This window comes from Bacillus sp. B1(2022) (assembly GCF_040259625.1).
Classification (GTDB): Bacteria; Bacillota; Bacilli; order Bacillales; family Bacillaceae; genus Bacillus; species Bacillus velezensis.
Genome location: NZ_JANIFO010000001.1, coordinates 515519 through 533520 on the forward strand (window position 1 = coordinate 515519; position 18002 = coordinate 533520).

At 46.9% G+C, this 18002-nt stretch carries 19 protein-coding genes and 1 pseudogene; 13 read left to right on the plus strand and 7 right to left on the minus strand.

Translation table 11 applies throughout. From position 1 onward, the window contains the following. Nucleotides 1–122 precede the first annotated feature (122 nt). The 4 genes and pseudogenes from NQS30_RS02630 (at nucleotide 123) to NQS30_RS02645 (ending at nucleotide 3710) form a co-directional block, all read left to right on the plus strand. Nucleotides 123–1904 carry a M3 family oligoendopeptidase gene (locus NQS30_RS02630; RefSeq protein WP_209783213.1) on the plus strand — a complete coding sequence of 594 codons (1782 nt, stop codon included), beginning with the start codon at nucleotides 123–125 and terminating at the stop codon, nucleotides 1902–1904. Nucleotides 1905–2022: 118 nt separating this feature from the next. Next, nucleotides 2023–2460: a YusW family protein gene (locus NQS30_RS02635; RefSeq protein WP_012118398.1), complete on the plus strand. Its 438-nt coding sequence runs from the start codon at nucleotides 2023–2025 to the stop codon at nucleotides 2458–2460. A 155-nt stretch (nucleotides 2461–2615) separates the two neighbouring features. Next, entirely contained in the window at nucleotides 2616–3440 is an 825-nt protein-coding gene (locus NQS30_RS02640) for an ABC transporter ATP-binding protein (protein ID WP_012118397.1), read from the plus strand. 2 nt (nucleotides 3441–3442) lie between these two features. Then, nucleotides 3443–3710, plus strand: a pseudogene (locus NQS30_RS02645) (YusU family protein). Nucleotides 3711–3902: 192 nt separating this feature from the next. Here the strand turns inward: NQS30_RS02645 and NQS30_RS02650 are convergent. Further along, nucleotides 3903–4943, minus strand: coding sequence for a ketopantoate reductase family protein (locus tag NQS30_RS02650; RefSeq protein ID WP_025285238.1), 1041 nt, complete (start codon nucleotides 4941–4943; stop codon nucleotides 3903–3905). Between the two features lie 13 nt (nucleotides 4944–4956). Further along, nucleotides 4957–5703 carry an acetoacetate decarboxylase gene (locus NQS30_RS02655; protein ID WP_218791359.1) on the minus strand — a complete coding sequence of 249 codons (747 nt, stop codon included), beginning with the start codon at nucleotides 5701–5703 and terminating at the stop codon, nucleotides 4957–4959. 121 nt (nucleotides 5704–5824) lie between these two features. Between NQS30_RS02655 and NQS30_RS02660 the strand changes: the two genes are divergently transcribed. After that, a complete protein-coding gene (locus NQS30_RS02660; protein ID WP_218791358.1) occupies nucleotides 5825–6712 on the plus strand; it encodes a LysR family transcriptional regulator in 888 nt (295 codons plus the stop codon). 114 nt (nucleotides 6713–6826) lie between these two features. Here the strand turns inward: NQS30_RS02660 and NQS30_RS02665 are convergent, their stop codons facing one another. The 4 genes from NQS30_RS02665 to NQS30_RS02680 form a co-directional block, all read right to left on the minus strand. Beyond that, a complete protein-coding gene (locus tag NQS30_RS02665; protein WP_007410079.1) occupies nucleotides 6827–8422 on the minus strand; it encodes an MDR family MFS transporter in 1596 nt (531 codons plus the stop codon). 20 nt (nucleotides 8423–8442) lie between these two features. Continuing rightward, on the minus strand, nucleotides 8443–8904 hold the full coding sequence (locus NQS30_RS02670) for a MarR family winged helix-turn-helix transcriptional regulator (protein ID WP_032868005.1): 462 nt from the start codon (nucleotides 8902–8904) through the stop codon (nucleotides 8443–8445). Nucleotides 8905–9042: 138 nt separating this feature from the next. Further along, nucleotides 9043–9375 (minus strand): spore coat protein, encoded by a 333-nt coding sequence (locus NQS30_RS02675; RefSeq protein WP_003151830.1) that lies wholly within the window; start codon nucleotides 9373–9375, stop codon nucleotides 9043–9045. Between the two features lie 11 nt (nucleotides 9376–9386). Further along, entirely contained in the window at nucleotides 9387–9644 is a 258-nt protein-coding gene (locus NQS30_RS02680) for a hypothetical protein (protein ID WP_015240543.1), read from the minus strand. An 89-nt stretch (nucleotides 9645–9733) separates the two neighbouring features. Here NQS30_RS02680 and NQS30_RS02685 point away from each other — a divergent pair, with 89 nt between their 5' ends. Then, a complete protein-coding gene (locus tag NQS30_RS02685) occupies nucleotides 9734–10642 on the plus strand; it encodes a proline dehydrogenase family protein (RefSeq protein WP_094032468.1) in 909 nt (302 codons plus the stop codon). Nucleotides 10643–10671: 29 nt separating this feature from the next. On the opposite strand, the gene NQS30_RS02690 is transcribed toward NQS30_RS02685, so the two are convergent. Further along, nucleotides 10672–10812 carry a YuzL family protein gene (locus NQS30_RS02690; RefSeq protein WP_003151836.1) on the minus strand — a complete coding sequence of 47 codons (141 nt, stop codon included), beginning with the start codon at nucleotides 10810–10812 and terminating at the stop codon, nucleotides 10672–10674. Between the two features lie 190 nt (nucleotides 10813–11002). Between NQS30_RS02690 and NQS30_RS02695 the strand changes: the two genes are divergently transcribed. From NQS30_RS02695 to NQS30_RS02725, 7 genes are all read left to right on the plus strand, one after another. After that, nucleotides 11003–13372, plus strand: coding sequence for a 3-hydroxyacyl-CoA dehydrogenase/enoyl-CoA hydratase family protein (locus NQS30_RS02695; RefSeq protein ID WP_038464257.1), 2370 nt, complete (start codon nucleotides 11003–11005; stop codon nucleotides 13370–13372). A 10-nt stretch (nucleotides 13373–13382) separates the two neighbouring features. Next, on the plus strand, nucleotides 13383–14558 hold the full coding sequence (locus NQS30_RS02700; RefSeq protein ID WP_015418168.1) for an acetyl-CoA C-acetyltransferase: 1176 nt from the start codon (nucleotides 13383–13385) through the stop codon (nucleotides 14556–14558). Nucleotides 14559–14576: 18 nt separating this feature from the next. After that, nucleotides 14577–16361 carry an acyl-CoA dehydrogenase family protein gene (locus NQS30_RS02705; RefSeq protein WP_007613612.1) on the plus strand — a complete coding sequence of 595 codons (1785 nt, stop codon included), beginning with the start codon at nucleotides 14577–14579 and terminating at the stop codon, nucleotides 16359–16361. Between the two features lie 113 nt (nucleotides 16362–16474). Then, a complete protein-coding gene (locus NQS30_RS02710) occupies nucleotides 16475–16831 on the plus strand; it encodes an arsenate reductase family protein (protein ID WP_003151843.1) in 357 nt (118 codons plus the stop codon). A gap of 59 nt (nucleotides 16832–16890) precedes the next feature. Next, nucleotides 16891–17274 (plus strand): glycine cleavage system protein GcvH, encoded by a 384-nt coding sequence (gene gcvH, locus NQS30_RS02715; RefSeq protein ID WP_003151844.1) that lies wholly within the window; start codon nucleotides 16891–16893, stop codon nucleotides 17272–17274. Nucleotides 17275–17328: 54 nt separating this feature from the next. Beyond that, nucleotides 17329–17565: a YusG family protein gene (locus NQS30_RS02720; protein WP_003151845.1), complete on the plus strand. Its 237-nt coding sequence runs from the start codon at nucleotides 17329–17331 to the stop codon at nucleotides 17563–17565. Between the two features lie 69 nt (nucleotides 17566–17634). Next, nucleotides 17635–18000: a toprim domain-containing protein gene (locus NQS30_RS02725; RefSeq protein WP_081211918.1), complete on the plus strand. Its 366-nt coding sequence runs from the start codon at nucleotides 17635–17637 to the stop codon at nucleotides 17998–18000. Nucleotides 18001–18002: the final 2 nt, after the last annotated feature.

Sequence of the window (18002 nt, forward strand, 5' to 3'; positions counted from 1 at the left end):
TCCCCGTTTGTTCTTATCTCATAGTGTATAACATCTCGCAGAAAGAAGGAGAAATCGTTCGGAAATGTGTCAGAATTGTTTTATAATGGAGTCAGCTTCGGATAGAAAGGGGTAAAGAAAAGATGGCATTAGAGGGATTGAAGGAAACATGGGATTTAAACTCCATTTTTGAGGGCGGGAGCCGGTCGGAAGAGTTTCAGCAATACATACAAGAGCTCAAAAAGCATCTAAGCGCTTTTCAACATGCGGTTGAAGCGTTTACAGCTCCGACGCATGCGGATGAAAGCCGGGAGCTGATCAATCTGATTGATAGGTTTGAACGGTCGGCGATCATGATCAGGCAGGCGGGAGCGTTCGTCGGCTGTCTTCAGGCTCAGAACACTCATGATCAGAAAGCGAATGAATGGAGGGCGCGGATCAATCAGCTGAGCAGTGATTTTAAATCCGCTCTGGTCACCCTTGACGATACACTTGCCCGGATTGACGAGCGGGTCTGGGAGGAGCTGCTGCAAAAACCGGAACTTCAGGATCTCACATATGTTTTAAATGAGAGAAGAGACCGGGTCAAAGAGAAGCTCAGCGCTTCAGAAGAAAGGCTGATTGAAGGCCTGGCCGTTGACGGCTATCACGCATGGGGCGACCTGTATAATGCGGCTGTCGGCAGAATGAAGATTCCGTTTGAGGATAAAGAGCTGTCGGTCGGCCAAGCGGAAAATATGATGGCGCACCCGGACCGGCGGATCAGACGTCAAGTGTTCAAAGAGCTTAATGAAGCGTGGAAAGGAGAAGAGGAGCTTTTCGGCAGCACGCTGAACCATCTGGCCGGCTTCCGCACGGAAATCTATAAAGCGCGGGGCTGGAAAAGCGCTTTGGAAGAACCGCTTGCGATCAACCGGATGAAAAAAGAAACGCTGGATGTCATGTGGCAGGTCATTACCGATCATAAAAAGCCTTTTGCCGAATACCTGAATCGAAAGGCGTCTCTTTTAGGGCTTGAGCGGCTGAACTGGTATGATGTGGACGCGCCGATCGGCGAGGCTCCGAAAGAATACACATATGATGAAGCGGCCAATCTGATCGTCAGCCAATTTTCGACGTTTGGCAAAAAGCTGTCCGCATTTACGGAAAAAGCGTTCCGTGATCGGTGGATAGAAGCGGAAGACCGCAGCGGCAAACGGGTCGGCGGTTTCTGCACCAGCTTTCCCGACAGCGGAGAATCCCGGATTTTTATGACGTTTTCCGGAAGCGCTTCGAATGTATCGACGCTGGCGCATGAGCTCGGTCACGCGTTCCATCAGGAGGCCATGCTTCAAGTGCGGCAGCTGAACAGAGCCTACGCTATGAATGTGGCTGAAACAGCCTCGACCTTTGCGGAAATGATCGTCGCCGACGCCGCTTTGAAACAAGCGGAGACAAAGGATGAAAAGCTGTTCTTGCTTGAAGATAAAATTCAAAAAAGCGTAGCCATGTTTATGAATATTCATGCGAGATTTTTATTTGAAACGCGTTTTTATGAAGAGCGCAAGCAGGGCGTCGTTCCGGCTGAGAAACTGAATGAACTGATGGAAGCGGCGCAGAAAGAAGCGTTTTGCGATTCATTAGGGGAGTACCACCCTCATTTCTGGGCGTCGAAACTGCATTTTCATATTACGGGAGTGCCGTTTTACAACTTTCCGTATACGTTCGGTTACTTATTTTCGCTTGGAATATATGCAAGAGCTCTTCGGGAAAACGCGGATTTTGAAGAAAAATATATCGCGCTTTTGTGTGACACGGCTTCGATGACTGTTGAGGATTTGGCGATGAAGCACCTTGGAGCGGATCTGACGGAACGGTCGTTTTGGGAAGACGCGGTCCGCCTTGCCGTACAGGATGTGCAGGAATTTTTAGAGCTGACTGAATGATAATCTTGAGATGAACCGGCCGGAGTGTTACCGCTCCGGTTCTTTTTTGTTTAATGAATGACAGCCGCCTCCCTTGGAAATACCTAAAAACGATCGGAATGGAATGGGAGTGAACCGCATGAAATGGATCAGAACGGCGGGCGTTTTATGTCTTACGCTGATGCTGATTGCCGGCTGCCGATTGAATGAAGAAAAACGGGAAGCGGAACAAGACAGCACACCCGTGTCATCCGCGAAGCCGGTTCCTTACAGCAGCTTTTCCCTTCGCGTCAGCTACGGAGCCGGAGAGCATAACCGCTATGAAGGTTTGTATGAAAGAAAAGACGGTCATGAAAAGGCTGACATCCGGGACAAGCTCTCAGGGGTTCACAGAGAGGGCGAGGAAGCGCTTGATGAAATGAAGATGATCCTCGGAGAACTTGCCGTAAACAGCCGGATGCAGGAAAGCGAGGTCGTCCGGCAGGTGCTCTCGGCTTTTAATTTGGACAGCCGCTATGACCATTTTTATCTGAAACTGAAAAAGAATGATGGAGAAATGACGGAAATAAAAAAATAACCGCCGCCCGCTGCTTTTTTGCCCAAAACTAATTGATAATGATATTCAGAGTCATTAATTTCTGTTACAATATAATCATGATCTCACGTTGAATGTTTAGGCAATTTGTTTATATACATAGTGTTGGGAAACTCAAAAAAGGAGCGGTTAGCGGTATGAGTGCAATTTCTACAGAGACGCTGAGCTTAGGGTACGGAGAAACTGTTATCATTGACGAATTGGATGTCGCGATTCCAAAAGGCGAAATCACTGTATTGATCGGAAGCAACGGCTGCGGAAAATCGACGCTTTTACGTTCATTGGCCCGGCTGATGAAACCGAGGGGCGGTTCTGTGCTTTTAGAAGGAAAAGCCATCGCTAAGCTTCCGACGAAGGAAGTGGCAAGAGAGCTCGCTATTTTGCCGCAGAGTCCGTCAGCTCCCGAAGGCCTGACGGTGCATCAGCTTGTGAAGCAGGGAAGATACCCTTATCAAAGCTGGCTGAAGCAATGGTCCAAAGAGGACGAAGACGCAGTGGCAAAAGCGCTTAAAGCGACGAAGCTTGAGGAAATGGCCGACCGTCCGGTGGATTCCTTGTCAGGCGGACAGCGCCAGCGCGCATGGATTGCGATGACACTCGCTCAGGATACGGATATCATTCTGCTTGACGAGCCGACAACCTATCTCGACATGACGCATCAAATTGAAATTCTTGATTTGCTGTTTGAATTAAATGAAAAAGAAAAACGCACAATCGTCATGGTGCTGCACGACCTGAATCTGGCATGCCGTTATGCCCATTATCTGGTCGCCATTAAGGATAAACAGATTTACGCAGAGGGCCGTCCCGAAGAAGTCATCACTTGCGAGCTTGTACAGCAGGTCTTTGCGATGAACTGCCAGGTAACGCAAGACCCGCTGTTCGGCACGCCGCTTTGCATTCCGCACGGACGCGGCAGATGTATCGTGCAGGAAGCGGCCCTCACCGCCCGATTGTCATAATCATGAAAAAGGGAAGGGAACGGTATGGAAGAAAAACTGCAGCAGCAGCTGGACGGCCTGCTTGAGAAATACACGGAACTATTGCTTGGCGAAACAAACCCGGATGTAAAGGAAGAAGTCAGGCAGTGGATTTTGTATACACATATCGCAAAAAGCATGCCTCCGCTCGTCAAACATTGGAATCAATCCTACCCGGACGCCAAAGAGGGCATCAAAGCTGCGATACAGCATATTAAACAGCTCAATGAAGCACACAGAAAAAAACAATAAAAAAGCTTTCGGCATCAAAGAGAGGTGCCGGAAGCTTTTTTTGCTGAAAAGGAATCAATAAAGGCGCCGTTCAATTCATAGCGAAGAACATTAATGTAACTAATGCACCCGTTTGTTAACGTATATTTCTTCCGCTCGCTGAACCAAGAAAAAAGGACCGCCGCAGCAATCCCTTTCTCTCTTTCCTATATATCACATTTCCTTTCGGATACGTAATAACTCTTCAAATGCTTTTATATTTGTATCAAAATTGGGCACTGTTTGAGATTCCTCGGCACATTTGACTTGTGCTACAACCAAATCATGAAAAGGTGTTGAAATGCCAGTACCTTCTGCCATTTTGGGAATAACTCCATTAATATAATCAATTTCAGTTTTGCGTTTTTTCTCAAGATCCTGGAGCATACTTGCTCTTAGCAGCCTAGATGGTTCCATGGCTGACCTAAATGTTTGGATACGTTCAGGAATATCATTTTCACTTCTTAATTCCAAAGATTCTAAATCAAGGCCGCCCATTTTCGCAAATTTGACACCATTGGCGTGTCCAACCTTAATCGTCTCATCTGCGATATGGACTGCACTAACAATGCCGATTTCATGGTCAAGAATGTCTCCGTATTCTCCGTTTAATGCAGCCGATAAACCACTGAATGCATTATTGATAAGTAATTTTGACCACTTCGTTCCAACTAAATTATCGGAAATATGTGTTCCGCCGATAAGGTCTAAAACCGATTTAATACGCTGGATTCTTTCTGTTGTTTCACCATGTAATTCTCCAATTTGAAAAGCGTACTCTTTAAATTGAGTATACTCAGTTGTAAGTCTGGATACGCCTGGTTCAATAAACGTGGCACCAAACTCAACAGAACCTGCAATAACACGTTCATCACCAACGATCGAAGCAACTTTCTGTTCAGGTATACCGTTTTGCAAGGAACATACTACACTGTCATCCTTTAAAAAAGGCAGCAACTCTTTAAGGATGGAGTCATTATATAATTGTTTCGTCAGAAGTAATATTAAATCATACTTGCCTGATTTGTTTTCAGGGGTGATGGCTTTCACCTTTGCTTGAAATTCCGTTGTACCAACTACTTTAGCACCAATTTGATTTAGAGTATCTACATGTTCTTTGTACGAATCAATCAATTCGACATCCATTCCGCCAGCAGACAGATATGCTCCAACAATGGTTCCTAAAGAACCTGCTCCTAAAACTGCAATTCTCATTGTAAACGTCTCCTTATTTTTCCTCTAAGTAGTTATAAACCGGCTGTGCTGCATTTAAGGTTAAATCCGTAATAATATGAGATGCTGAAACGACTTCTAATACAGGCAAATCTGCAAGAGGTGCCAGAGCATGTTCAAATAATTGAAGCCGCGCCGGTCCAGTCCAGGCACCTTTAACTTCTATATTCGTTATTTGCGTCCGCACCAAATCACAAACCCTTAAATCACCATTGTAATCAGTGGCAATCTTAACCATAAAATTAGGTCGGCAAATTTCCCTTTTCGCTTTTTCCTTATCCATTTCGAAATGTTTATATCCCATAGTCGCAGTTGCCACACGAAGACTGCCATAATCCAATGTGCCAACAAGAGTATCAGAGTCTATATACAGCTTAGGGGCACCCAATTTCTTTGGATATGCAGTAAGTTCCCGTCCGCTTGCAATAGCCGGGAAATTGTCAACATACATAGAATGTACATAATCTCCTTCGTCACCATTAAAGCTGACAGGGATGACTTGTCCTGCCTCTGTATAGGCACCAAGTCCGGAAACATCGGGCATCCACATGACTTCGAATTTCACTAAAGGTTCAGTAATTTCAAGAGGTTCCGGCACTGCCGCACGTAAAGCTTTTTCATCCGTTCGGTAAATAATATTTAAATATTCACGGTTAACAAATTGATAATTTGGGATAGGATAAGCAGGGGCTGTTAGTGGCGTACTTAAATTTTTTGCTATATCTTTCACATCAATTTTCATTGAATGACACCCTTTCCTTTTCTTTAACTATGCTATTATCTTACATTCGCATTTACATTTAATCCAATACATAATAAGGTATATATATATTTATTGAAATAAATGAGGGGGGTGCAGACAGATGGAATTGCTGCAGCTAAAATACTTTCAGACAGTTGCCTATACTGAACATATTTCTAAAGCAGCAGAACAATTAAAGATTGCCCAGCCTTCTTTAAGTCTCACTATAAAAAGACTTGAGAATGAACTGGGAACAACCTTGTTTGAGAGAAAAGGCAGAAATATTAAGCTGAGTTCAGCAGGGAAAATTCTTTTAAAACATGTAAACAGGATTTTTACTGAGATTGAAAATGCACAAACGGAAATTCAATTGGAGGAACATCAAATTTCTGGCACCATCAGAATATCTATTTCCAATCCAAGATTCCTTGCAGGACTGATGAGTGAATATATCAACCGCTCTCCTCAATCAAAAATTCTCCAAGCAATCGGAGTTAAAAGCGAGATCATAACAAGTTTAAAAAAAGGGGACATTGATTTAGGAATAACAGGTCATCCGATTCAAGATGAAGAGATAGAGAGTTGTGTGCTGGTAAATGAAGATATCGTTCTGGCTTTGCCCTCAAACCACCGATTTACGGGTAAAACTGAAATTTCTTTACGTCTTGTCGCCGATGAACCATTTATTACCCTTGCTAATAATGAAGAGTATAGAGGTTTCACAGCCTCGCTTTGTGAGAAAGCTGGTTTCACCCCAAATATTGCATTTGAGGCAGATTCTCATTTACTGGTCGAGATTATAAAGCTGGATCAAGGTGTGGCGTTGCTTCCTATTTCAGTTTGCAGAACATTGGGGCTGAATTTTATAAAAGTGACTGATCACTCTGCTTCATATCCAGTCGGCTTATCTTGGTTGAGACATAAGCTATTATCTTCTTCGGTAAGAAATTTTCGTGACTTTATTATGTCGTACTATAAAGATAACTATGAAATGTTTAAGGTTTATTAAAGAATTCCATCACTATTTTTTTGAATTTTCACCCCCCATTTCCAATGAGGCGGAAGACTGGTCATTCCCAGATGATATAAAAAAATCCCGCGGCATCCGCGGGATTTTTCTTTGTTAAACGGCTTTCGCCTTTTCTTCTTGTTTGCCTGTCTTTTTATTTGTCAGCTTAATTGATTTAACAAACAGCGTGAGGATCAATCCGGCAGCGATAAAGGCCAGGCCTGTGAAAAACACGCTGTGAAGCGAATCCATCAGTGACGTTTTCAAAACCGGCACGATATGGGAAGAAAATGCGGCCGGAATCTGCTTAATCGATTCCTGGCTGAACAAGGATTGAAGCAGCCCTTCAGGATTCTTGTCAATCATACCTTTAAACTGGGCGGCAAAGGCACTTGCCTGTTTCGGGAGTGAGTCTAAGTAAGGCACCAGTCTGTCGGTTAAAAGGCTTCCTGATCTGGCATTCATGACAGCGCCGAGCACCGTAATGCCGAACGTTCCCCCGATCATCCGGAAAAATTGGCTTGAAGAGGTCACAACACCCAGCTCTTCTTTTGAAAACGTTTCTTGCAGAGCGAGTGTGAGAAGCGGCATGACGAGCCCCATTCCCAGACCGATCACGGCCATATAGCATGTAGCCGCGAGCTTGCTTGTATCCAGCTGCAAAGTCGTTAATAAGAAGAAGCCGACGGCCATGATCAGCATGCCGATCATGATTTGCGGTTTAATACCGATCTTATAAACCAGCTGGCCTCCGATAATACTTGTGATAATCATAGATACCATCATCGGCGTCATAATCGTGCCGGAAGCGGTGGCGCTGACTCCGATAATTCCCTGCATAAAGAAAGGAACGAACGTAACGGCGCCGAACATGCCGATACTCATGAAAAAGCCGATCAGATTCAGTACGGTAAACGTTCTGTTTTTAAACAGGTACATCGGCAGAATCGGCTCTTTTGCTTTGATTTCAGCGAAAATGAATCCGACAATCCCGGCAAGTGCAAGCGCAAAGAGACCGAGAATCTGCCAAGAGCCCCATGCGTAATCCTTTCCTCCGAAGCTGAGCGCGAGGAGGAGGCTGACGATTCCGACGATCATTGTGAAAATGCCGGCGATGTCAAAGTTAATCGGCCCGGTCTGTTTTCTGCCTTGAAGTCCTCTTGCGATAAAGATCACGGCTAAAATTCCGACAGGCAGGTTGATATAGAAAACCCATTTCCAATTTAATGAGTCAACAATCCAGCCCCCGATTTGCGGGCCGATCACGGAAGCAAGCCCGTAAATCGCCCCGAAAAGCCCTTGGAACTTGGCACGCTGTTTCCCTGTGAACAAATCCCCGATGACGATCATAGCCATCGGCATCATGACACCGCCGCCGATTCCCTGAAGTCCGCGGAAAATAATCAGTTCCGTCATGTTGCTGGCCATTCCGCACAGTGCGGAAGCTCCCATAAAAATCAATAAACCTGATACATAGACGACGCGGCGCCCCAATAAATCTGCAAGTTTCCCCGCAATCGGAACGATCGTCGTCGAAGTTAAAAGATATGCCGTGGTCAGCCACGTCATCATGCTTAATCCCCCGAGGTCACCCACGATTTTAGGAATCGCCGTTCCTACGATGGTGCCGTCAAGGGCTGAGAAAAACATGGCGATGATTAAGCCGGTTATTAATAATGTGCGTTTTGGATCTTTCTTTTCAATGCTCATGTTTCGGCAGCTCCTCTTTTCTATTCGTTTTCTTTTTGCTCAGCCGCGTATTTCTCGGCGGCTTCCGCTACTTTGCGGATGATGTTCACGGACTGAATCAGTTCATCTTCAGTCAGAACGGATAGGTTTCGCGCCAGTATCGCTTTCCGTCCTTCCACAACATCTTCGAATTTTGTTTCGCCTTTTTTGGTGAGGCTGATGTCGATGACGCGTCTGTCCTGCTGGTTATGTTTGCGGACGATAAGTCCTTTTTGTTCGAGGCGGTCGGCCATCAGCGTCACTGCACTCGGCTTTACCTCCATGCGTTCTGCAATTTCGGAAACTTTGCAGCTCCCGTGTTTTTTCAGGCTGGCTAAAACAAATAATTGGGCAGGCGTCACCTCGTGTTTTGCCATGCTTTCCACCATTTCAGGCTGTATGTTTTGCAGCAGCGTCTGAAGAGATTTCTGGATGTCAGACACATATTGATCCGCGTTTTTCATAACTCCTCCTCATCTTGTTCCTTGAGAAAATAATTAACATTAGTTAAATATAAATAAGGATTAATGACAAGTCAATCTTTTTGTGCAAAAATAAAAAAAGGATTGATGCTTGTCGAAAACATCAAATCCTTCTTCGTTTTACTGCTGGTAGGGAGACTGCTGCTGAATGGTCTGCCGGAACTTCTGATACGATTGCTGAAGCTTTTGGGTATCGGCTGCTTCAATGGAATACCAGCCATTTTGAAACATCACATCGTATAATCTTCTTTGCGCTTTTTGTGACTCATCGAAAATCGCCTGAATATCTTGATAAAGAGACTCGTGGCTGAACTCGTGCAGGGCTGTGCAATATGAAGCCGTGATGTATTTTTCCGTCGTCAGCAGCTCATTCACCAAGTCTCTGTCATTCATTTGCGCCGTATTGGGCACGGGCGTTTGCGGATTCGTGATTTTTTGGTTTTGCTGTTCCATGTATTGTCCTCCTATTGCATATAGCCTGTTGTTGTCTGTCCGCCTTGATCGGGGTTCAAGCGGCCCAATATGTGCTGATAATGCTTCTGATGCATCCGGCCGATTTGATCAAGCTCTTGTTTTAACGTCTGATTCTGGCAGTGATCCGCCATAAAATGCGCTTTTTTCATGGCAAGCAGATTCCAGTTCAGCATGTCCTCAAGATACAAATGGTCTTTCGTTGAGATGACGGCAGGCGGCAAGTTTCCGTGCTGCTCTTGGTTGTTCATATAAACGCCTCCTTCAATTCTGTTCTTTTTAGCTTTCTCTGCGATCGGGATTTCATACACGAATAAAAGAAAAAGGAGGGAGTTCATCCTTGCTGCGGAGCATATGTTTATTTTTGTCGAAAAATAAAATGCTTACAAAATTCGCCCAGGCTTACGGAATCCGCTTCGGCGCGGGAAGGTTCGTTGCGGGGGAAACACTCACGGAAGCTGTGAAAACGGTAAAGCGGCTGAACCAAAAAGGGCTGTCGGCTTCGATTGATTATCTAGGTGAATATGCGGGTTCAGAGAAGGATGCGAAAAGGACGGCGGAAGAATGTAAAAAAGCAATCAGGGCCATTGCCGAGAATCAACTGGATTGTGAGCTGTCGCTGAAATTAACATCCATCGGTCTGGATATTTCCGAGAAGCTCGCGGAACAGCATGTCAGAGACATATTGACGGAGGCAAAAGAACGCGGCGTGCCTGTAACGATTGATATGGAGGACTATTCAAGATGCGGCCGTACGCTTGAGCTGTATAAGCGGTGCAAGCCGGATTTCCCGATGCTCGGCACCGTCATTCAGGCTTATTTGTACCGCGCAGCTGAAGATATCAGCGGTCTGATGCCATACAAGCCGCGGCTCAGGCTTGTAAAAGGCGCTTATAAAGAATCGGCGGCTGTTGCATTCCCTGATAAAAAAGCAACCGATCTTCATTTTCAGCAGCTGATTAAGCTGCAGCTTTTGAGCGGCCATGAAACGGCGGTGGCGACACATGATGATGACATCATTTCTTTTACGAAAACACTCATCAGCGAACATCAGATTCCCCGGGAGCAGTTTGAATTCCAAATGCTGTACGGCATCAGAACGGAGCGCCAGAAGGAGCTTGCCGAAGAAGGATACAGGATGAGGGTGTATGTCCCGTACGGAACCGATTGGTACGGGTACCTGATGAGAAGAATTGCCGAGCGCCCGGCAAATGCGGCATTTGTGCTGAAAGGGATCTTCAAAAAATAACGGCTGCTCCAAAAAGCAGCCGCAGCATGTTATTCCATGTTGTCTTTTTTATATTGCTGATTTTGGCTCGTCCGTTTGCCGCCGCCGTATTTTTGCTTCGGTCCCGCATTTCCTTTCATGCTGGCCGCGCTCACTGCGGCAGAAGACGGATCTTTTCTCCCTCGCACCATTCCCTTCACCTCCGGGTTTAAGTTTCCCGCCCGCGCCATGGAACATGCGGAAGCAGAAAAATTTAAAAAAATTCCATATTTGCTATTGAAGTCATCCTGAAAATCTTTTAAGATGTAAGAAGAAAAGGGTTTCATTTTTTTTGCCGAAAAAATGAATGACTATTCATTCAAAGTTCAAGGGGGATGACTCATGCACAAGTTTATAAAGAAAGCAGCCGTTCTCGGATCAGGCGTCATGGGGTCCGGAATTGCCGCGCACTTGGCTAACATCGGAATTCCCGTCCTGCTGCTTGATATTGTGCCAAACGAGCTGACAAAGGATGAGATGAAAAAAGGGCTGACATTAGAAAGCCCGGAGGTCCGCAGCAGACTGAGCCGATCGGCCATGCAAAAGCTGCTGAAGCAAAAACCGGCGCCGCTGACTTCGGCTGCCAATCTCGACTATATAACGGCGGGGAATTTGGAAGATGACGCAGCTCAATTGAAGGATGCTGATTGGATTATTGAAGTCGTCGTCGAAAATCTTGACGTAAAAAAACAGATTTTCTCACTCGTTGATGAATACCGGAAACCGGGAAGCATCGTGTCGAGCAATACGTCCGGTATCTCCGTCACAAAAATGGCGGAAGGCCGATCTGCCGATTTTAAAGCTCATTTCTTAGGAACCCATTTCTTTAATCCGGCCCGCTACTTAAAGCTTCTGGAAATCATTCCGATTCAGGAAACAGATCCTGACGTGCTGGAGTTTATGACTTCATTTGCAGAAAACACGCTCGGGAAAGGGGTCGTCATCGCAAAAGACACGCCTAACTTTATCGCCAACCGCATCGGTACGTACGGCCTGCTGGTCACGGTAAGAGAAATGCTTTCTTCCGGCTGCCGCATCGGCGAGGTGGACACGGTGACCGGGCCTTTGATCGGCAGACCGAAAAGCGCGACCTTCAGAACCCTTGACGTTGTGGGGCTTGATACTTTCGCCCATGTGGCAAAAAATGTGTATGATAAAGCCGATGGCGCTGAAAAAGACATGTTTAAGCTTCCTGAATTTATGAATGACATGCTGAAAAACAATTGGCTGGGCAGCAAATCAGGCCAAGGTTTTTACAAAAAAGAAGGTAAAACAATATATGAACTCGATCCGCTGACCATGACATACGGTGAGCGCTCGAAAATGAAGACACCCGCTTTAGAAGCCGCCAAACAGGCAAAGGGTGCCAAAGGCAAAATGAAAGCGCTTATATACTCTGATGACCGCGCCGGGCGCCTGCTTTGGAATATTACATCGCAAACACTCTTATACTCAGCCCGGCTTTTAGGTGAGATCGCTGATGATATCAAAGCAATTGATGACGCCATGAAATGGGGCTTCGGATGGGAGCTCGGACCGTTTGAGATGTGGGATGCCATCGGCGTCAGAAAATCAGCGGAGCGGCTCGAAGAAGAAGGCGCAGCACTCCCCGGCTGGGTGAAAGAAATGCTTAATCAGGGCCATGAAACATTTTATATGAAGGAAAACGGAACACCATTTTACTATTCAGACGGCCAATACAGGGCTGTGAAAGAAAATCCGAAACGGATCAGCCTGCAAACGTTAAAAGAAACAAAAGGCGTTATCACTAAAAACAGCGGAGCCAGTCTGATTGATCTCGGCGATGATGTCGCGCTGCTGGAATTTCATACGAAAAGCAACGCGATCGGCTTAGACATTATTCAGATGATTGACAATGCGCTTGAGGAAACGGAGCGGAATTATAAAGGTCTTGTCATCGGTAACCAAGGCAGACATTTCTGCGCGGGGGCAAACCTTGCGATGATTTTGATGGAAGCTCAGGATGATAACTTCATGGAAGTCGATTTTGTCATCCGCCGTTTTCAGCAGACGATGCTGAACATCAAATACAGCGCTAAACCCGTTGTCGCGGCGCCATTTGGGATGACACTCGGCGGCGGCACGGAAGTCTGTCTCCCGGCGGCACGCGTTCAGGCGGCGAGCGAATCGTATATGGGTCTTGTTGAAACCGGCGTCGGCCTTATTCCGGGCGGCGGAGGAAACAAAGAGCTGTACATGAATTATTTGGACGGCGGAAGTGAACTGATGGACGCAGCGATTAAAACCTTCGAAACAATCGCGCTTGCCAAAGTGTCCGGTTCGGCACACGAAGCCCGTGATATGAAGATTTTGTCCGCGGCAGACCGTATCAGCATGAATCAGGATCACCTGCTGCACGATGCGAAACAGCTGGCTGCTTCCTTATATGACAGCGGATACCGCCCGCCTGCCCGCAAAAAAGTGAAAGTCACCGGGGAAACCGGGTGTGCGGCATTACTGCTCGGAGCAGACCAAATGAGACGGTCGGGTTATTTATCCGATCACGATATGAAGATTGCGAAGAAGCTGGCCCATGTCATTGCCGGCGGAAGAGTCCCGTTCGGCACGGAGGTTTCAGAAGAATATTTACTTGAGATTGAAAGAGAAGCCTTTTTAAGCCTCGCTGGCGAGGCGAAATCTCAAGCGAGAATGCAGCATATGCTCGTCAAAGGCAAACCTTTACGGAACTAGGAGGGTGTTTATGAGAGAAGCAGTCATTGTGGCCGGTGCGAGAACCCCGGTCGGTAAAGCGAAAAAAGGATCGCTTGCAGCCGTTCGTCCTGATGATTTAGGTGCGCTTTGTGTAAAAGAAACGCTGAAACGGGCAGGCGGCTATGAAGGAAATATCGATGACTTAATTATCGGCTGTGCAACACCTGAAGCCGAACAAGGATTAAATATGGCGCGGAATATCGGTGCGCTGGCGGGGCTTCCTCATACGGTGCCGGCCATTACGGTGAACCGCTACTGCTCTTCCGGGCTCCAATCCATCGCTTACGGTGCTGAAAAAATTATGATCGGCGCGGGTGACACCGTCATTGCGGGCGGTGCGGAATCCATGTCGCAAGTTCCGATGATGGGACATGTGACCCGCCCGAATATCGCTTTGGCGGAGCATGCGCCTGAGTATTACATGAGCATGGGGCACACAGCGGAGCAGGTCGCCGAAACGTACGGCGTATCCAGAGAAGACCAGGATGCATTTGCCGTCCGCAGCCATCAGAATGCCGCAAAAGCCCTTAAAGAAGGGAAATTCAATGACGAAATCGTGCCGGTTGAAGTATCGCTGACAGAAGTCGGTGATGACCATAAGCCGCGGAAAAAACAATTTATCTTTTCTCAAGATGAAGGCGTTCGTCCCGGCACATCGGCTGACGTCTTGGCGAAGCTCCGTCCGGCTTTTTCTAAAACGGGGACCGTGACGGCCGGGAACTCTTCACAAACAAGTGACGGCGCGGCGGCTGTCATGCTGATGGATCGCGAAAAAGCTTCGTCGCTCGGATTGGCGCCGCTTGTCAAATTCCGTTCCTTTGCCGTAGGGGGCGTTCCGCCTGAGGTAATGGGGATCGGTCCGATTGAAGCCATCCCGCGGGCGCTCAAGCTTGCCGGACTCGAATTGCAGGATATCGGGCTTTTTGAATTGAATGAGGCCTTTGCTTCACAGGCCATTCAAGTCATCAGATCGCTTGGGATAGATGAAGAAAAAGTGAACGTCAACGGAGGCGCCATCGCGCTCGGACATCCGCTCGGATGCACGGGAACGAAGCTGACCCTGTCACTCATTCATGAAATGAAACGGAGAAACGAGCAATTCGGCGTGGTGACGATGTGCATCGGAGGCGGCATGGGAGCTGCCGGCGTATTTGAACTCATTTAAAAAAAGGGGGAAACGAACATGAAACAGGAAACGGTCAACGTCAAAAAAGGCGGCAGCTTTCTGATTGAAGAGACGGGATATGATCAAATATTCACTCCGGAGGACTTTACAGACGAACACAAAATGATCGGCAAAACGACAGAAGACTATGTCGTAAACGATGTGCTTCCTTATATCGATGAAATTGAAAATCATCAGTTCGAGCATTCGGTCAGACTGCTGAAAAAAGCCGGAGATCTCGGCCTCCTCGGAGCAGACGTGCCTGAAGAGTACGGCGGAATCGGCCTGGATAAAATCAGTTCAGCTTTCATTACGGAAAAGTTTTCACGTGCCGGCAGCTTTTCGCTGTCTTACGGCGCCCACGTCGGGATCGGCTCATTGCCGATCGTGTTCTTCGGAACGGAAGAACAGAAAAAAACCTATTTGCCGGACTTGGCTTCAGGACAAAGAATCGCGGCATACGCCTTAACTGAGCCCGGTTCAGGTTCAGATGCCCTCGGCGCGAAAACCACGGCTGTTTTGAATGAAGCGGGCACACACTATATTCTTAACGGAGAAAAGCAATGGATTACAAACTCCGCCTTTGCAGATGTCTTTGTCGTCTACGCTAAAGTGGACGGAGATAAATTTTCCGCATTTATCGTAGAAAAGAACTATCCGGGCGTGTCAACGGGCCCGGAAGAGAAAAAAATGGGGATTAAGGGTTCATCGACAAGAACGCTGATTTTAGATCAGGCGGAAGTCCCGAAAGAAAACCTTCTCGGCGAAATCGGAAAAGGACATGTCATCGCCTTTAATATTCTGAATATCGGGCGCTACAAGCTTGCCGTCGGCACAATCGGCGCTTCAAAACGGGTGATTGAGCTGTCTGCCGCTTATGCGAACCAGCGCCGGCAATTTAAAACGCCGATCTCAAGCTTCACGCTCACTCAGGAAAAGCTTGCGACGATGTCAGCTCGGCTTTACGCGATGGAGAGCTCTGTATACAGAACAGTGGGCTTATTCGAAGATAATATGAGCAGACTGACGGAAGAGGAGCAAAAAGACGGACGCGAAGTCGCGAAGTCAATCGCCGAGTACGCGATTGAATGCTCGCTCAACAAAATGTGCGGTTCTGAAACGCTTGATTATATTGCCGACGAAGGCGTTCAAATTCACGGCGGTTACGGATTTATGCAGGAATATGAAGTGGAGCGCGCTTATCGCGACTCAAGAATCAACAGAATTTTTGAAGGCACAAATGAAATCAACCGCCTGATCGTCACGAGCACGTTCCTGAAAAAAGCCGTAAAAGGTCAGCTGCCGCTCTTTGAAAAAGCAAAAGCGCTCCAAGAAGAACTCATGATGCTGATGCCTGAAGAGCCGGGCTCAGAACCTCTTGAACAGGAAAAATACATTGTCAGACAGGCGAAAAAGATCGCCCTCTTGACAGCGGGTCTCGCGGCGCAGAAATACGGCAAAGAGATCGAAGGCGAGCAGGAAATCATGGTGAACATTGCCGATATTGTCAGCGCGCTGTACGCTTTGGAATCAGCCGTCCTCAGAACGGAAAAAGCAATTGCGGCGGACGGTGCCGAAAAAGCCGCGCAGAAGCTGTTATATACGGAAATCTTTGCCCAGGAAGCCCTTCAGAACATTGAAGCGCACGCCAAAGAATCACTGATCGCCATGGAGGAAGGAGATTCCCTCCGGATGATGCTTTCCGTGCTGCGCAAACTGACGCGCCTGACGCCGAAAAACCTCATTCAGAAAAAACGTGAAGCGGCAGCCGCCGTCTTCCGTGAAGAAAAATATACGGTCTGATCACATGCTGAAAGCGCTCCTTCATCAGGGGCGCTTTTTCATGAAGCAACGTTATAGGTTTTTACAAGTGATTGTGTTAAAATAACGACGATCATTTACAAGGGGTGAAGAAGATGTCGTTAAATTTTTACTGGTACCCTAAATGCGGAACGTGCCGTAATGCGAAAAAATGGCTGGAAGACCGCGGTAAGGAAATAAACGAAATACATATCGCGGAGGAAACTCCGTCGAAAGAAGAAATTAAAGACCTTTATGAAAAGAGCGGTCTTGAGCTCAAAAAGTTTTTCAACACGAGCGGAATGAAATACCGCGAGCTGAACTTAAAGGAAAAACTGTACCACATGTCAGAGGATGAACAGCTTGAACTCCTGGCATCAGACGGTATGCTCCTGAAACGCCCGATTACGACAGACGGCGAAAAAGTCACTGTCGGCTTTAAAGAAGACCAATTCGAAAAATATTGGATGTAATGCCAGGTTCAAAGAATTATGGTATCTTCTTATTATAAGAAAAAAATGGAGGGATTTAGATGAGCACACCGAAAGATATGCGTTATTCCAAAGAGCACGAATGGGTCAAAGTTGAGGACGGAAAAGCCCGCATCGGGATTACACATTTCGCGCAAGCCGAACTTGGCGACATCGTCTTTGTCGAGCTTCCGGAAGTCGGCGCCGAAATTAAAGCGGACGAGCCATTCGGCAGCGTGGAATCCGTCAAAACCGTTTCCGAACTGTACGCACCGATTAACGGAACGGTGACGGAAGTGAACGAAGACCTTGATGACAGTCCTGAATTCGTAAACGAGTCTCCGTATGAAAAAGCGTGGATGATCGTCGTGGAACCGGCTGATGCTGAAGAAATCGAAAACCTCATGACTTCCGAGCAATATGACGAAATGACACAGGAAGACTGATCGGATAGCAAAGGGGCCATTTGGACATTCTATCTGTAACGGGAGGTGTCTAAAATGGCTTTTGATAAACAAAAGGTCGATGTGACGGAGAACGTTACGGGCCGCTTTCAAAACGGCCGGTTTTCCTTATTTCATGAAAATGAAGCCATCGGCGAGATGACAGGCATGGACCAGTACGAGCTCAAACAGGGCTTTTCATTTGAAAATCAAAAATTTTATAAAACAGCCGATGTCATAAACGGCAGCGATCCGAAATATGTCGATTGCGATTATGAGAATGGCTGGTGTTAACAGTTGGCGGTGAATTTCACTGCCTTCTTTTTCAATCTGACGCTAAAACAATCGGCAGGTGACGCGCTTATGTACAACGGAGATGAAAAGGTCATTATCGTAGAAGGAAAATCTGATAAAATCAAAGTCAGGGAAGTGCTCATCGAACCCGCGGAAATCATCTGTACAAACGGGACGATCGGCCAAACCGAACTGGAAGATTTGGCGGACCGCCTGTTTGACAGAGACGTCTATATTTTAACGGACGCAGATGACTCCGGAGAAAAATTAAGAAAACAGCTGAAACGGGAGCTTCCCGAAGCGCGCCATATTTATATAGACAGAACATACAGGCAAGTCGAGTCGTGCCCGGGCCATCATCTCGCATCCGTGCTGCTCAGAGCCGGCTTTGATGCTGACACTGTATTTTTGAAAAAGAACGACCTGAGGTGGTAATC